This is a genomic window from Deltaproteobacteria bacterium, from assembly GCA_019912665.1.
In the GTDB taxonomy this organism is placed as follows: Bacteria; Desulfobacterota; GWC2-55-46; order GWC2-55-46; family GWC2-55-46; genus UBA5799.
The window spans coordinates 298,033-312,835 of sequence record JAIOIE010000018.1; the positions used below are offsets into that span (position 1 = coordinate 298,033).

The 14,803-nt window shown below is 57.8% G+C and carries 14 protein-coding genes; 8 read left to right on the top strand and 6 right to left on the bottom strand.

Translation table 11 applies throughout. The features are described 5' to 3' along the window. The first annotated feature begins 107 nt into the window (after positions 1-107). The 7 genes from K8I01_05860 (at position 108) to bioD (ending at position 6,573) form a co-directional block, all read left to right on the top strand. Positions 108-617, top strand: a complete 510-nt coding sequence (locus K8I01_05860; GenBank protein ID MBZ0219938.1) for a hypothetical protein — start codon at positions 108-110, stop codon at positions 615-617. A 156-nt stretch (positions 618-773) separates the two neighbouring features. Beyond that, a complete protein-coding gene (gene bioB / locus K8I01_05865; protein ID MBZ0219939.1) occupies positions 774-1,757 on the top strand; it encodes a biotin synthase BioB in 984 nt (327 codons plus the stop codon). A 10-nt stretch (positions 1,758-1,767) separates the two neighbouring features. Then, the gene (gene bioF, locus K8I01_05870; protein ID MBZ0219940.1) at positions 1,768-2,931 is read left to right on the top strand and encodes an 8-amino-7-oxononanoate synthase; all 1,164 of its coding nucleotides are present in this window, start codon (positions 1,768-1,770) and stop codon (positions 2,929-2,931) included. Further along, positions 2,924-3,706, top strand: a complete 783-nt coding sequence (locus K8I01_05875; protein MBZ0219941.1) for an alpha/beta fold hydrolase — start codon at positions 2,924-2,926, stop codon at positions 3,704-3,706. Before bioF ends, K8I01_05875 begins: the two co-directional genes overlap by 8 nt. Positions 3,707-3,713: 7 nt before the next feature. After that, complete coding sequence (locus K8I01_05880) at positions 3,714-4,520, top strand: methyltransferase domain-containing protein (protein ID MBZ0219942.1); 807 nt, start codon at positions 3,714-3,716, stop codon at positions 4,518-4,520. Then, complete coding sequence (gene bioA, locus K8I01_05885; protein MBZ0219943.1) at positions 4,517-5,887, top strand: adenosylmethionine--8-amino-7-oxononanoate transaminase; 1,371 nt, start codon at positions 4,517-4,519, stop codon at positions 5,885-5,887. Before K8I01_05880 ends, bioA begins: the two co-directional genes overlap by 4 nt. Further along, the gene (bioD, locus tag K8I01_05890; protein ID MBZ0219944.1) at positions 5,884-6,573 is read left to right on the top strand and encodes a dethiobiotin synthase; all 690 of its coding nucleotides are present in this window, start codon (positions 5,884-5,886) and stop codon (positions 6,571-6,573) included. Before bioA ends, bioD begins: the two co-directional genes overlap by 4 nt. A gap of 18 nt (positions 6,574-6,591) precedes the next feature. Here bioD and K8I01_05895 read toward each other — a convergent pair whose 3' ends face one another. The 6 genes from K8I01_05895 to K8I01_05920 form a co-directional block, all read right to left on the bottom strand. Then, on the bottom strand, positions 6,592-8,526 hold the full coding sequence (locus K8I01_05895) for an aconitate hydratase (GenBank protein MBZ0219945.1): 1,935 nt from the start codon (positions 8,524-8,526) through the stop codon (positions 6,592-6,594). Positions 8,527-8,783: 257 nt separating this feature from the next. After that, entirely contained in the window at positions 8,784-10,664 is a 1,881-nt protein-coding gene (locus tag K8I01_05900; protein ID MBZ0219946.1) for a methyl-accepting chemotaxis protein, read from the bottom strand. A 14-nt stretch (positions 10,665-10,678) separates the two neighbouring features. Then, entirely contained in the window at positions 10,679-11,269 is a 591-nt protein-coding gene (locus K8I01_05905; GenBank protein MBZ0219947.1) for a cytochrome c family protein, read from the bottom strand. 48 nt (positions 11,270-11,317) lie between these two features. After that, positions 11,318-12,304 (bottom strand): MtrB/PioB family outer membrane beta-barrel protein, encoded by a 987-nt coding sequence (locus K8I01_05910; protein MBZ0219948.1) that lies wholly within the window; start codon positions 12,302-12,304, stop codon positions 11,318-11,320. Continuing rightward, the gene (locus K8I01_05915) at positions 12,279-13,340 is read right to left on the bottom strand and encodes an MtrB/PioB family outer membrane beta-barrel protein (GenBank protein ID MBZ0219949.1); all 1,062 of its coding nucleotides are present in this window, start codon (positions 13,338-13,340) and stop codon (positions 12,279-12,281) included. The genes K8I01_05910 and K8I01_05915 overlap by 26 nt, the downstream gene beginning before the upstream one ends. A gap of 26 nt (positions 13,341-13,366) precedes the next feature. Next, positions 13,367-14,242, bottom strand: coding sequence for a DmsE family decaheme c-type cytochrome (locus tag K8I01_05920; GenBank protein MBZ0219950.1), 876 nt, complete (start codon positions 14,240-14,242; stop codon positions 13,367-13,369). A 172-nt stretch (positions 14,243-14,414) separates the two neighbouring features. Between K8I01_05920 and K8I01_05925 the strand changes: the two genes are divergently transcribed. Continuing rightward, the gene (locus K8I01_05925) at positions 14,415-14,795 is read left to right on the top strand and encodes a DUF2267 domain-containing protein (protein MBZ0219951.1); all 381 of its coding nucleotides are present in this window, start codon (positions 14,415-14,417) and stop codon (positions 14,793-14,795) included. Positions 14,796-14,803: the final 8 nt, after the last annotated feature.

Consider the following 14,803-nt stretch of genomic DNA (forward strand, 5'->3'; position numbering starts at 1 on the left):
AAAAAAATAAAAAATCGGATCTGCCGTAAACCGATTCTTTTCCAAACCTCCCACATCCACCCCGACCCGCACCAGGACACATCTTTTAAAAAAGAAAGGAAGGCGCTGTGAAAAGATACGCGCTCTTGGCTGCGGGTCCCAAGGACAGGAAGCTCACAGAACTCTTCTGCTCGCTTAAGGAGAGCGGGTGCCTGGTCGGGGATTCCATAATATCGTCCTTTGGCGGCCACTTCGCAGCCGCAATGGAAGTCCTCGGAAAGGACCGGAAGACCTTTGTTAAGGCGGTAAACAGGGTAACCGGCTTATTGACCCTGAAGTCAAAGGAGCTTGCAATTGCAAAAAGCCGGACCTTCGGAAACGTGCATATAATGCTCCACGGCCCGAACAGGCCCGACGCTCTCTACACGGTCTCGAAACTCCTTGACAGCTCCAAAGCGGCAGTGACATGCATTGAGTCCAAGACCGATTCAGGGGGGATGCTCTTCGCGGTAACAATAGAGGCCTATTGCCCTTCCAGGTCCGCCCGGAAGAAGCTTGAGGGCCGCATCCATTCCCTTGCCCGGCGGCTCGGCATTAAATCCTCTGTAAGCCTCCTGGACTCAGGCGATATCCCCTGATCTTGTATACACACTCCGTCCCGCCCCACGTTAAGCGGGTTGACGAAGGCCGTCCCGCCCGAAAAGCATTGTCAACCTACTATACGTTTAGGTTGACAATGCTTTTGCCCTATGCTATTCAATCTTAGGAACACACTTCAAATCCCCGGAAAAATAATGGAAACCATACTGAAGACTGCCCTTGAAAAAGGCCTCTCCGGAGTCGGCCTATCCGAAGGCGAAGCCCTTGACTTTGCAAGCCTCCCGGATTCGTCCATTTACGAAATACTCGCAATTACCGAGAAGGTCAGGCGTCATCACAAAGGGGTCGAGGTAAACCTCTGCGCCATCGTAAACGCCAAGAGCGGCCTCTGCAAGGAGGACTGCTCTTTCTGCTCCCAGTCCGTGAAGTATCCCACTGGCGCAGCCGAATACCCCATGTCCGGGCCCTCTGACATTCTCAGCGCGGCGCGGGAGGCGGCAAGGACCGGGGCGCGCGAGTTCTCGATAGTCACAAGCGGCACAAGAATAGAAAAGGAAAAGGACATCTCCGCCCTTTCCGAAGCCATAAGAGGAATGCGGGGCATGGAGCTTGAAAGCTGCGCCTCGCTCGGGATGCTTACGAGAGAGACTCTTAATAGGCTTAAAGAGAGCGGACTTGAAAGCTACCACCATAACCTCGAAACCGGACGGAGTTTCTTCCAGAAGGTCTGCACGACCCACGACTACGAAGAGGACGTGGCGGTCGTAAGGGCAGCAAAGGAACTCGGGTTTCACGTCTGCTCGGGCGGGATATTCGGGCTCGGAGAAGGCTGGGAGGTAAGGATAGAGCTCCTTTCCACCTTAAGGGAGCTTGAGGTCGATTCCATCCCGATTAATTTCCTCAACCCCAGGCCCGGAACGCCCCTTGAAGGCGCCAATCATCTTACCCCCATAGAGTGCCTCAGAATAATCGCGCTTGCCCGTCTCATGCTGCCGGCGAGGGACATCATCATCTGCGGCGGGAGACAAGTGAACCTCCGCGACCTCCAGCCCCTCATATTCGCGGCAGGCGCGAACGGCATGATGATAGGCAACTACCTCACCACACCCGGGAGGGCCCCGGAAGACGACCTCCGGATGCTCTCGGACCTGGGCCTCAAGCCCCGGGGCTACAATTAATCTTTCCAAGATGAACCCCATGCTCGAATATATCGACGAGGAGCTCTTGAGGCTCGATTCCCTCGGCTTACTGCGCAATCTTAAGACCATTCACGGGCCGCAGGGGCCAAAGGCCGTCGTAAACGGCAGGGAAGCGCTTATCATGTGCTCGAACGACTACCTGGGCCTTGCCGGCCACCCGCTCGTAAAAGAAGCCGCGATCGAGGCCGTTCAGAAGTGGGGGGCCGGGGCCGGGGCATCAAGGCTCGTCTCAGGCACAATGGAGCCCCACGTCATGCTGGAAGAACGGATAAAAAGCTTCAAAAGGGCCGATGCCGCTCTCCTCTTCAATTCCGGCTATAATGCTAACCTCGGCGTGATCTCCGCCCTTCTGGACAGGTCCTCCGAGGTATTCTCGGATAAACTGAACCATGCCTCCATCGTTGATGCCTGCGTCCTCAGCAGGGCCAAAGTCAGGAGATATCCATCAAGGGACGTAAACGTCCTTGAAAGGCTCCTCAAGGCCTCGCAGGCTAAAAAGAAGCTGGTAGTGACCGACAGCGTCTTCAGCATGGACGGGACCATAGCGCCGCTACGGGATATCACAGGCCTTCTGGACAGATACGGCGCCATGCTCCTTGTGGACGACGCGCACGCGACAGGCGTCCTTGGCCCCGGAGGCCGCGGGAGCCTCGAGCATTTCAATATCAGCCACCCGGCCGTCATTACAATGGGCACTCTCGGGAAGGCGCTCGGCTCATTCGGAGCGTTCATAACAGGGAGCAGCGCCTTAATAGACCTTATGGTCTCAAAGGCACGGCCGTTCATCTACACGACGGCCCTTCCGCCCTCGGTCTGCGGCGCGGCTATCAAGGCGTTCGATATCGTGGAGAACGAGCCTGGGCTCAGGCAAAGGCTCTGGGAGAATACGGCACGGCTTAAGGAAGGCCTTTCAAGGCTGGGGCTCGATATTTTGGGGAGCGAAACGCCCATCGTCCCCATAAAGGTCGGCACCGCAAAAAAAGCGGTCGATATATCGGACAGGCTCCTTGAAAATGGTGTCTTCATACAGGCCATCAGGCCTCCGACCGTGCCCGAGGGGACCTCGCGCCTCCGGATGACCTTATCCGCATCGCACACGGCGGAGGACATCGATTCCGCGCTTTCCGCGCTGAGGGAGGCCCTCGATGGCTGAAGCATTCGTATTCGTCCACGGATGGGCGACCGACAGCCGCGTCTGGGACGTGGCGGCAAAAAGGCGCGGGGGCGGACATATAATGGTGGACCTGCCCGGCCACGGCGGGGAAAGGGCTTGGGACGAGCCTACCCTTACCCCGGCGATACGGGAGCTATCTGTGCGCACACAAGGCATCAAGGGCGCAGTCGGCATAGGATGGTCCCTCGGCTCCGAGGTACTTATTGCGGCATACCCGGCCCTTAAGGAGAGATTCCGCGCCCTCATACTCGTCGGCTCGACCCCGTGTTTCGTTTCGAAGGAAGATTTCCCCTGGGGCCAGTCAAGGGCGCTCGTGAAACGCATGATAATGGACATGAAAAAAGACCCGGCCTCCACGGTCGAGAGGTTCTATAAGCTCAATTTCACGGACGAGGAGCTGGCTTCTCCGGGGGCGTCGGCCTTTCTCGAGCGATACAGGTATCCGGGACCGATATCCTGCGAAGGCCCGGTGCCGGGCTGCTTCCCCTCTTTCAGGTACGGCGAGATGACGAAGGCCCTTGAGGCCCTTTACGCTGCCGACCTGCGGGACAGGCTAAAGGAGATAGAAGTACCCGTCCTCCTCGTCCACGGGGAGATGGACACCGTTTGCCCGCCAGGGGCCGCAATGTACATGGCCGAAAATATAAAAGACGCCAGGCTCGAAATAGTGAAGGGGACCGGGCACGCGCCGTTCATTACAAATACTGATTCATTCATGTCCGTCGTAAACGAGTTTATTTCTTTGTTAGAGTAGGAATTGCATGCTCAAGGCCTGTTTCGATAAATCAGCGGTAAAGAGATCCTTTTCACGGGCGGCCTCTTCCTATGACAGGTTCGCGGATTTCCAGCACGAAGCCGCGAAGGAGGTCTCGGCAGCGCTCAGGGATCTCCTTCCGGAAGGCGGGGACGGCAAAGGCATATCCGTACTCGACATAGGCTGCGGCACAGGTTCGCTCGCGGAGCTTATACTGTCATCTCTTCCAGAGGCACGGGTCTACGGATGCGACCTCGCCCTCCCCATGCTCTGCAGGGCCGTGGAAAAGCTGGGGCAAAGGCTTTCCGGGCTCGCCGGGGCGGACTGCGAAGCCCTTCCGTTCAGGGATTCCTCTTTCGATTGCGCGGCATCGAGCCTTACATACCAGTGGGCCGGGGACCTCTCCTCGGCCATGGCCGAGGCTTATCGCGTATTGAAGCCAGGCGGCCTCTTCGCTCTCTCGACGCTCGGGCCGGAAACCCTGTCCGAATTGAGGGAATGCTACCCCGGATATCGGGGGCTTGAGTTCAAAGATTCGGATGAAATCCTGATGGAGACGAAGAGGGCCGGTCTTGAAGCAATAAGTTTGGATAAAAGGCTTGTAAAAAAGGTCTACAAGGATTTCTTTGAGCTGCTCCGGACCCTTAAGCACATCGGCGCCTCCCCTCCGCTTGAGCGCGGCAAGGGGCTTTCTCCCGGAAGGGAGCTCAAGGAGGCAGGCGAAGCATATGCACGCAAGTTCCCGGCCAAAGGCCAGGGCGTTATTGCAAGCTACGAGCTTATATTGATCACGGCAAGGAAAAAAAATCAATGAACAGGAAGACAGCACGGCTCATACAACTCGACAGGAAATACGTCTGGCACCCGTTCACGCAGATGCGCGAATGGGAGGCTTCCGACCCCCTCGTAATCGAACGGGGGCGGGGCAGCTATCTCATCGATACGGAAGGCAGGCGCTACCTTGACGGCGTATCTTCCCTTTGGGTCAATGTCCACGGCCACAGGAAAAGGGAGATCGACCGGGCCATAAAGGCCCAGCTCGGGCGCATTGCGCATTCAACGCTCCTCGGGCTCGCGAATGTCCCCTCCATAGAGCTTGCAGAAAGGCTCGTAAAGATTGCGCCAAAGGGGCTTACGAAGGTCTTCTATTCGGATAACGGCTCGACCTCCGTGGAGATAGCCCTGAAGATGGCCTTCCAGTATTGGGAAGAAACCGGAAAGCCCAGAAAGAAAAGGTTCATAGCTTTCACAGGGGCCTACCACGGCGATACCTTCGGCTCCATGAGCGTCGGGGAGATAGATATATTCGTAAAGAAGTACCGGCCGCTCCTCTTCAGGCCCTTCCGCGCTCCATACCCGTACTGCTACAGGTGCCCGGTCAAGGCGAAAAAGGCCTTCCCGGACTGCAAGACCGCCTGCCTTCGCTCGTTCGAGGAGATACTTAAGAAGCACCACAAGGATATAGCCGCGTGCGTCATAGAACCCCTCCTTCAGGGCGCGGCAGGCATGGTCGTATCGCCCCCAGGGTTCCTCAAGGAGGTGAGGAGGCTTACAAAGAAATACGACGTCCTCCTAATAGCCGACGAGGTGGCTACAGGCTTCGGGAGGACTGGACGCATGTTCGCCTGCGACGCCGAAAGGGTCTCCCCGGACTTCCTCTGCCTTGCGAAAGGACTCACGGGCGGCTACCTGCCCCTTGCCGCGACCCTCACGACAGAGAAGGTCTACAGGGCCTTCCTGGGAAAATACGAAGAGTACAAGAGCTTCTTCCACGGACACACCTATACCGGCAACCAGCTCGGGTGCGCTGCCGCCATCGCAAGCCTCGATATATTTGAAAAGGAGAAGGTGCCGCAAAAACTCGCCGCGAAAGTCCATACTTTCAACGGGTTACTGGAGAAGCTTAAAGGACTGCCGCATGTCGGCGACGTGAGGCGGATAGGGCTTGTCGCAGGGATAGAGATCGTGAAGGACAAAAGGACGAAAGAGGCCTACCCTGCCCGTGAGCGTGTGGGCTACCGGGCGTGCCTCCACGCCAGGGACTACGGGGTAATACTCCGGCCCCTCGGGGACGTGGTTGTTATAATGCCGCCCCTGAGCGCCACCGAAAAGGAAATAGAGAAAATAATCGATGCGGCCTATGGGGGAATAAGGGACGTAACGGAGGGCGCGAAAGCGTGAAACGCTCCTTCTTCATAACAGGGACCGACACAGGCGTAGGCAAAACCGAGGTCGCCTGCATGCTCGCAAGGGCCTTCCGGGCTGCGGGCCTTAAGCCCGGGGTCATGAAGCCTGTGGAGACCGGCTGCCCTGAAAGAGACGGCAGACTTCTCCCGATGGACGCATTGAAGCTCAAAGAGGCATCCGGCACTGACGCGGACCTCGACCTCATAAACCCATACAGGTTCGCGCCTCCGCTTGCGCCTATTACCGCCTCTGAACTTTCAGGCATAAGTATCGATTTTCAAAAAATAAAATCATGCGCTAAAGAGCTTTCAAATACACATGACGTCATGCTCGTCGAGGGTGCGGGCGGACTCCTCACGCCTATTGTTCAAGGAAAATACATGGCCGATCTTGCCCTCGACCTCGGCCTTCCTATCATCATCGTTTCAGCCAACCGGCTCGGCACAATCAACCACACCTTGCTTACGGCCAGGTGCGCCGCCGCCCTGAGGCTAAAGGTTGCCGGCATCATACTCAACAACCCCGCACCCCGCAGAGACGACTTGAGCCTTACCCATAACAGGGCCGAACTGGAACGGCTCTCGCCCGCGCCCGTCCTCTTCGAAGCGCCATTCTCATCAAAAAACAAGGCCCCCTTCCTTCCGGAAGAGGGCCTTGTCGCAGGCCTTTTACGGGCCTGACTCCTTTTTAAAACCCGCTTAAGCCTTGGCAGCGGTCGTGTAGTTGAGCGTGCCGCCGGCGAGTATCGTCTCTATCTGCCTCGGCGAGTAGCCATGCTTGAGCTTGCAGTCCCTGCCCTTGGTGACGTTCCTGAGCGTTACCGTCTCGCCTGAGGTCAGCGCCTGCCGTAGGCCCGGAAGCTCGAGCTCGTCGCCGTCGGCAATGGAATCATAGTCCGCCGGGTTCTCGAAGGTAAGGGGGAGTATCCCGAAGTTCACGAGGTTGTCCTTGTGGATGCGGGCGAAGCTCTTGGCGATAATGGCCTTTATCCCGAGGTACATGGGGCAAAGGGCCGCGTGCTCGCGGGACGAACCCTGGCCGTAGTTCTCGCCGCCCAGCACGAACCCGCCGCCGGCGGCCTTGGCCTTCTCATGGAACTTGGCGTCTATCTGTGAAAAGACGCTCTCCGAGTACTTGGGCACGTTCGAGCGGTACTTGAGCCACGTGCCCGCAGGGGTTATGTGGTCGGTAGTAATGTTGTCGCCGAGCTTTATAAGCACCTTGCCCTTAAGGGATTCCGGGAGCGCGGCCTGCTTGGGGAGCTCCTTTATGTTCGGTCCCCTCGAGACGGTTACCTTTTCGGGGTCCTTTGCCGGGGGTATTACCATCGAGTCGTCTATGAGGAACTTCGCAGGCATCTTGACCTTCGGAAACTTACCGAGCTTTCTCGGGTCGGTTATGACGCCGTATACCGCGGCGGCTACCGCGACCTCGGGGCTGCAGAGATAGACCTTGCCGTCCTTGGTGCCGGACCTGCCCTCGAAGTTCCTGTTGAAGGTGCGGAGCGATACGCCTCCCGACGGGGGCGACTGGCCGTTCCCGATGCACGGGCCGCAGGTGGCCTCGAGTATCCTGGCGCCGGACTCGATGAGGTGCGAAAGCCCCTTATTGAGGGCCATCATGTCGAGCACCTGCTTGGAGCCGGGGGATATGGTCATGCTGACCTCGGGGTGCACCTTATGCCCGCCCTTGTGAAGGACCTCGGATACGAGCATCAGGTCCCTGTAGGAGGAGTTCGTGCAGCTCCCCACGCAGACCTGGTCCACCTTAAGCCCCTCGACCTCGGAGACCTTGCAGACCTGGTCGGGCATGTGGGGCCTTGCTATCATGGGCTCGAGTTTCGAAAGGTTTATCTCTATCACCTCGTCGTACTTCGCGTCCTCGTCCGCCTTGAGCTCTATCCAGTCCGCTTCCCTGCCCTGCGCGGCGAGGAACTCCCTGGTGACCTCGTCCGAGGGGAAGACGGAGCTCGTTGCGCCGAGCTCGGCGCCCATGTTGGTTATTGTGGCCCTCTCGGGGACCGAGAGCGACTTTACGCCCTCTCCGCCGTACTCGATTACTTTGCCTACCCCGCCCTTCACGGTCATCCTCCGGAGGAGTTCGAGGATTACGTCCTTGGCCGAGACCCAGGGCTTGAGCTTGCCCTTGAGGTCCACCAGGACTATCTTGGGATAGGTGAGGCTGAACGGGCCGCCGCCCATAGCGACCGCGACGTCGAGGCCGCCCGCGCCGATGGCAAGCATGCCTATGCCGCCGCCCGTGGGGGTGTGGCTGTCGGAGCCGAGCATGGTCTTCCCGGGCTTGCCGAACCTTTCGAGATGGACCTGGTGGCAGATGCCGTTACCAGGCTTGGAGAAGTAGATGCCGAACTTGGAGGCAAGGGTCTGGAGGAACCTGTGGTCGTCGGCGTTCTCGAATCCGCCGTACTGGAGCGTGTTGTGGTCTACGTAGCTCACCGAGAGCTCAGTTGCGACCCTCGGCACGCCCATGGCCTCGAACTGCAGGTACGCCATGGTGCCGGTAGCGTCCTGGGTAATGGTCTGGTCTATCCTGATGTTTACCTCTTTGCCCTTGACGGGCTCACCTGTAACCAGGTGGCTGTCAATCAGCTTTTCCGCAACGCTCTTGCCCACGATTGCTCCTCCTTTTAGGGTATGGAAGACGACTTTTTATTATATCTCAAGCGGGTCCTTTATTCCACAAAAACAGGCACTTACGTTTTAGGGAATTTGGAGCAAATGAGGATACACAAATAAGCCCGAAAAGTCAATCAAAACCAAAGGGAATCAAGGGGAAATAAAGGGCCCGCAAAAGACGCGGCGCGCGCAATTTAAAAGGCCTCCCTTTTGAGGGGGAGGCCTTTGATAAACCCGGATTTCCGGCTTTGTCCTTATTTCACTAGGGCGAGTTTCCTTTTCCGCTCGACCGGCCTCTCCTGGACCGGTGGCGCATCGGGCTTTTCGCCGTGAGCGGTCTTGAAGAGCGATATCATTTCCTTGAGCCTTGCCGAAAGCTTCGCGAGGTCCACGGCGGCATCGGCCACATGGCCCACGTCGTCCGCCCTGCTCTTTGCGACCTCGGCCACGGCCTCGATGTCGCGGCTTATCTGGCCGGCGGCGGTGGACTGCTGCTCCGAGGCGGCCGCGATCTGCTGGACCATCACCGAGACCTGCTCGACCTGTAGGAGTATCTCGTCAAGGGCGACCCCGGCCTCCTTCGCGTAGCCGGACGCTTCCTCAACGGCCCTGACTTCCTTGTCGGTGCTCTCTATGGCCTTCTTCGTGTCTTCCTGAATAGCCTTTATCATGAAGCTTATTTCCTTGGTGGCAAGGGTAGTCCTTTCCGCGAGCTTCTTGACCTCGTCCGCGACCACGGCAAAGCCCCTGCCCTGCTCGCCCGCCCTCGCGGCCTCGATGGCGGCATTGAGCGCAAGGAGGTTGGTCTGGTCGGCGATGTCGTTGATGACCCCGACTATCTTCCCGATCTCGGCGGAGCGGCTTCCGAGCTTGGATATGGTCTCCGATGATTCGTTCACTATCGGCACAATGGAGCTCATGCCGTTTATGGAATGGGCCACTATGTCCGCGCCCATCCTCGCCGCGCTGCTGGCCTTCTTCGCGGCCTCGGCCGCGCCGTGCGTGTTGCCGGCGACCTCGTTTATGGTGGCCGAGAGCTCTTCGGATGCGGTAGCGACCTGCGCGGTTTTTGCCTTCTGGGCATCCGTGCCGTTAACTATCTGTGTCGACGAGGCAGAGAGCTCCTCGGAAGTGACGGCCATCTTGACGGTCGCGTCCTGTATCTCGCCGATCATCCCGTTGAACCTGTCGACGAACGAGTTGAAGCCGCGGGCGAGCTTGCCCATCTCGTCCTCGCTCTCGACCTTGAGCTTGGTGGAGAAGTCGCCGCCGGATATCCTGTTGAAACCGGCAAGGAGCGACCTCACGTTCCTTATGACGAAAACGGACATGAAGAACGAGAGGATGCCGAGTATTATGGCGAGCCTGACGGCTCCGACCCCGGCGGTCTTCAAGTTGTTCGCGACTATGTCCTTCTGTATGTCGGCTATCGAGAACTCCATGCTTATCGCGCCGAGGACGTCGCCCTCCTTGGCCATCTTGTGGCAGCCGCTCGTGGTCGAGCAGGTTTTCTGAGCTATGTAGGGGATAAGGACCCTCCCTTTGTCGCCGGCAAAATGGTATATGGGCTGGCCTGTCGCGAGCACTTCCCTGTCGAGGTCGTCTTTGGGGACCTCCCTCGGGTCGGTCTCGCGCACGATCCTGGCCTTTGTTATCTTATCCTCGGAGTCGGCGATGTAGCCCTTTATGTCCTCTATCTCCTCTTTTATCTCGGCCCTTTCATCGGGATCCCTCGTGGCCTTCAGGTCGCCCTCAAGTCGCGCGATGTCGTCCTTGTAGGCATTGATGGCCTCCATCTCCCTGGGGATGAGCTCCTGCTCGTTTATAAGCCTAAAGCCCTCGTCGACCTTGGGGCCCCTTATTATCCTCACGTGCTCGACGCCGCTTATCTCCTTGGACATGGCGTCCAGCATGGAGAAGCGGATGTCCATCTTGTCCTCGCGCATGAGAGTGTTGAGGGTCGTCCTCACGTTCTCGGCGAATACGAAGGTCCACTTCTTGATGTCCTTGTACATTATGTCCTTTTCCTTTTTCGTGCTGAACCACACGTCAAAGGCCGTAAGGACCACAAGGGCGGCGCCTATGGTTATCATTACCTTCGCGCCAAGGCTCAAATTCCGGAATTTTTTCTTCATCGATCTCCCCGGACTCAGTGGTTACCCTCGAGCGGGTAATATGTATGGAAGGCCCGGTTGTTCTTCAGAGCCTCCTGCACGTTGAAATTATCGTTCCTGAATGGGTTGTCCTTGTGTTTGTGGCACGAGTTGCAGACCTCGGGGTCGAGCGAGCCGTAGAGCTGTCCTGCCGCCATCGACTCCGCCCTGGTGAATTTCGTGGTCTTCTCCTTGTGAAGCGCCCTGTATTCGCTTCCGGGGCCGTGGCACATCTCGCAGCCGACTCCGGACATCTTCGGGGTTGAGGCCGTATTCGCGAAGCCGCCGTCCTTTTCGTAGCCTGTGGTATGGCATTTCAGGCATTTGGCTTCGTTCCCGTAATCCTTGTCCGGCTCCAGCCCCGCGCCCTTCTTCTTCGAGGCCTTCTTCCCCGACTGCAGGAGGTCTACCGCTTTCGAGTGGACGCTCCGCTCCCAGTCGGCGATTTCGGACTTATGGCACTTGCACCCGTCGACGCCCACGTACTTCGGCGCGGCCTCCGCGCCCGATGCCGAAAGAGTCAATACAAACGCCGCTGATACCACCATGCCCCAGAACTTCATCTGAATCGTGCTCCTTTCAGTCATTATTCTTGCTTGCTTTCCTTAAAGAACTTGCATCGTATTGCCTGGTCGTCAGTTGCCGAAACGATATGTAAGGAACACGGTTGCCTGGTGCGCCTCGTAGTCCTGGATCGGTCCGCTAAGGGTGATGACGTTGGGTATGGTAGCCGAACCCGGCTCGACGACGTCGGTCTGCCAGTCGTCCGACCTGTAGTTCTCGTATCTGTACCCTGCGCCGAGGCTCAGGTTCCTGTCGATATTGTACGTGCCTGTAAGGGCCGCGGAGTGGAGCCTTGTGACCAGGTCGGGCATGGACGGGCGGCCAGGCAGGAATGTCAGCCTTGCCGTGCTTTCCGAGAAGGAATAATCCGTCTTGAATACGAGCCTGTTCTCCAGAAATCCGATATTTACCCCCATGCCTGCCGTGTCAATGTCCTCGTCATGGTTTACGGCCCAATCCACGCTGGCGTTCGTCCTGCCGACCTGGCCCGTGTCTATGCGCTCCCTTGTATAGAAGGCGTAAAAAGCCGCCTCCCTGACAGGTGCCCAGTTCGCGTCAACAGTATAGGAGTTGCCCTTCCTCGTCTGGAGGCCCAGGGCCGAGTTGTCAAAATCATCCTGGTAGTACGTAGCCGCCACTGAAAAGGCGAGGGCCTCGGAAGGCAAATAGGAAGCGCTTGCGTTCACCTTCGTCCTGTCGCGGTCCGCAAGGTCGATTTGAAGGACGGTGTCCCCCTCCTCGGCCCTTCTTTCGGAATAGGCCGCGTTCAGGCCGAGCGAGAGGTTTCCGAAATACCCGCTCTGCACCCCTGCCCTCACGGTCCTCTCTCTCGTCTTCTCCGCATCCCTGTGTGACCTCTTTATGACCTCCTTGTCGTATCCGGCTTTGAGTGTGGTCGCGCCGGAGAGGAAGTATGAGCCATCGATGCTATAGGTGTTGGAAGTGTAATCGAAAGGCTCGCTGGTTAAGGTGGTCGTGGTCACGGTATTGTCGTTACGGAGATATGTAAAGCTTTCCTCGGGCGTCCTGTTGTCAGTCGAGTAGTACCTGTATCTCATGCCCTAGTCTGGGCGTAGGCCTTGTCGCCGCGTTAAAGACCAGCGTCTTGGTCCTTATCTCGGCCTCGGCGCTCTCCCTGGGCGGAATATTGGCCGGGTCGTTCTCGGGTAGGTTGACCGAGAATGGCAATAGCTTCTCATCCTGCTCCATCATCCCGTACTCGGCGAGGAAGTTGACCCTCGTCGAATAGAACGGAAGGGCCGTGCCGCCCGACAAGCTGAACCTCTGATGCCTGTTGTCCGGTGGCAGGGATATCCTGGCCGTGTCTACAGTGGTGAACGGACTTTCCCACGTAAGTGATTCGATGCTGTTGTCGAAATCTGAAAGAAGGTAGTCGAACCTGACATATGATGTCTCCTTCTGCCAGTCCAGACCTGCCTTCAGCTCGTCCATCCTGTAATCGACAGGCTCCGGCAGGACTACTCCTCTTGCGCTGGTGGGGCTGCCGGACGTTCCGACCGTTCCGCCGATTGATTTCAGGCCCTCCTTGTCCTCTCTGGAAACCGCAAGCGAGTAGCCGAACCCGCTCCTTAGCCTCTCGGAGAAGCCCAATGCCGCCTTCTTCCTCTTGAGCTCCAGCCTTACGTCCTTGAGGTTATCTCCGATATTGGTCAAGGCGGTCGTGTTCGCGCCCCTTACAAAGCCCGCGGGCAGCGTCAGATTCGAGCTGCCAACGCCTTCGAAGATCGTCCTGCTGTTGTTGGATATGAGCTTGGGGGTCTGGCTGAAGGATATGAACGAATCGAACCTGTTGAACTGCCCGCCCCTCAAGAGCAATTCCCTGCTGTCGAGCCCGACGTCCCTGGCCGCGAACTGGAGGTAATAGGGCCCGCTGTAGCGCCTGATATTCGCGCTACCCAGGAGATACGCGCCGTCCTTTGCAAGCCCGGTGTACTCGCCGAACTTGTAGGACTCGTTGTCGATATCCAGGATACCGACCCCGATTGAAGCCGAACCGGCAAGCTCGGCCCCGCCGGAATCGGCAGGCGACGCGAGCAGGGCGGCTACTGCGGCAATATAAAGTAATCTTCTCATCTCAGGCCTTTTTCCTCCAGCTTCGGTTACCTCTGGAACCTTGCTCCAGAAGGATGATTAGAGCCGTGCACCTGGCTGTGGCAGTTAAGGCACCCTTTTCCGGCAAGCTGTTGCGCTGTCAGATTGCCGCCATCATACCTGTTCCGCGGATGACTGCCTAAAGTGGTGTGGCACGTCTGGCAAAGATATGGGTTCTTTATCTTGAGTAGCGATTCGAAGTTCGAGCCGTGCGGGTCGTGGCAGTTCGCGCAGTTCTCCCTTACCGGCGGGTGCTCCCAGACAAGGGGGCCCCTCTTTTCCTGGTGGCAGGCATAACAGTTCTCGTTGACTGACGCCTGCCTCAAGGCGCTCGGCCCGGGTCCGCCGTGCGGGTTATGGCAGTTGCTGCATACCATCTTCCCTTCCCGGAGCGGCATGTGCGAGGACCTCTGGAGCTGTGCCCTCCTCTCCTGGTGGCAAGCGAAGCATACGTCCATTGCGGGCCTCGCCTCCTCTGCGTGTATCTTGTGGCAGCCCGCGCAATTCATGCCCGAGAGCTCGTGGCGGCTCCCTTTCCAGAAGCCCCTTTCAGCGTTGTCGTGGCAGGCGAGACACCTTGCGTTCGCATCACCCGGAAGCCCTTTTCCGGGCCTGAAGTTCTGAATCCGCAGGTCAAGGTCTTCCCTGTCCACGGCGTCTATATGCTCCGCGCCGGGGCCGTGGCAGGCCTCGCAGCCCCTGGCCTGGAGCTCGCCATTGGGGGCCGAGGTAAATACCCTCCCATGCCTGTCCTTCGCGTATTCCGCCTTTATCTCCTTGTGGCAGGCAAAGCATTCCCTTTCGCCGACATATCCGCTGCTGTCCGCGGCGTATGCCGGAGATATGACGAGAAATAAGAGAACGACATAAAAGGACCTGAGCATGACACTCCCCCTGAAGCTGTTTCTTTCCTTGTTTATCGTCCGGCGGCCTGGAAACTTTATTTTTTTTCGCCGGAAGACGCATTTTCCCCTGATTTGACAATTAGATAACATATGTTTAAATCGAATTAGAAAGGTATTTATCCTTAAATCCCCAGGCAAGAGAGAGGGGCATATGGAGTACTCAAGGTTCATAAACGAGATAAAAAAATTCGATTTCATCGGAAACGAAGGGCGGGCCGACGCCCTCATAAAGGCGGTCCTCGGCATACTCGCAAGCTCGATGGACGACGATACGGCGCGGAAATTCACCGAAAGGCTCCCGGAGCCGCTTACGTTCGAAAAGCTCCGGGGCCATCAGGCGAGGCCCGTGGAAATCACCATAGAGGAGTTCTTCTCCGAGATAGGCGCGCAGTTCAGGATAAACCCTGAGCAGGCGAAAACAGCCGTGGACGCTGTCTTCCACCTTGTAAAAGAAGCGGTGGGAGCCCATACGCTCTCGGAAGCGGAATACTCCATGCCTCCGGACGTGGCCGAGGAAATAGAGGCGGCCTGAGCGCCCTC

Excerpts from the sequence above, each read along its gene's own strand:
- bioB (MBZ0219939.1), top strand. The coding sequence starts at position 774 with ATGGAAACCATACTGAAGACTGCCCTTGAAAAAGGCCTCTCCGGAGTC.
- bioF (MBZ0219940.1), top strand. The coding sequence starts at position 1,768 with ATGAACCCCATGCTCGAATATATCGACGAGGAGCTCTTGAGGCTCGAT.
- K8I01_05875 (MBZ0219941.1), top strand. The coding sequence starts at position 2,924 with ATGGCTGAAGCATTCGTATTCGTCCACGGATGGGCGACCGACAGCCGC.
- K8I01_05880 (MBZ0219942.1), top strand. The coding sequence starts at position 3,714 with ATGCTCAAGGCCTGTTTCGATAAATCAGCGGTAAAGAGATCCTTTTCA.
- bioA (MBZ0219943.1), top strand. The coding sequence starts at position 4,517 with ATGAACAGGAAGACAGCACGGCTCATACAACTCGACAGGAAATACGTC.
- K8I01_05900 (MBZ0219946.1), bottom strand. The coding sequence starts at position 10,664 with ATGAAGAAAAAATTCCGGAATTTGAGCCTTGGCGCGAAGGTAATGATA.
- K8I01_05905 (MBZ0219947.1), bottom strand. The coding sequence starts at position 11,269 with ATGACTGAAAGGAGCACGATTCAGATGAAGTTCTGGGGCATGGTGGTA.
- K8I01_05910 (MBZ0219948.1), bottom strand. The coding sequence starts at position 12,304 with ATGAGATACAGGTACTACTCGACTGACAACAGGACGCCCGAGGAAAGC.
- K8I01_05915 (MBZ0219949.1), bottom strand. The coding sequence starts at position 13,340 with ATGAGAAGATTACTTTATATTGCCGCAGTAGCCGCCCTGCTCGCGTCG.
- K8I01_05920 (MBZ0219950.1), bottom strand. The coding sequence starts at position 14,242 with ATGCTCAGGTCCTTTTATGTCGTTCTCTTATTTCTCGTCATATCTCCG.
- K8I01_05925 (MBZ0219951.1), top strand. The coding sequence starts at position 14,415 with ATGGAGTACTCAAGGTTCATAAACGAGATAAAAAAATTCGATTTCATC.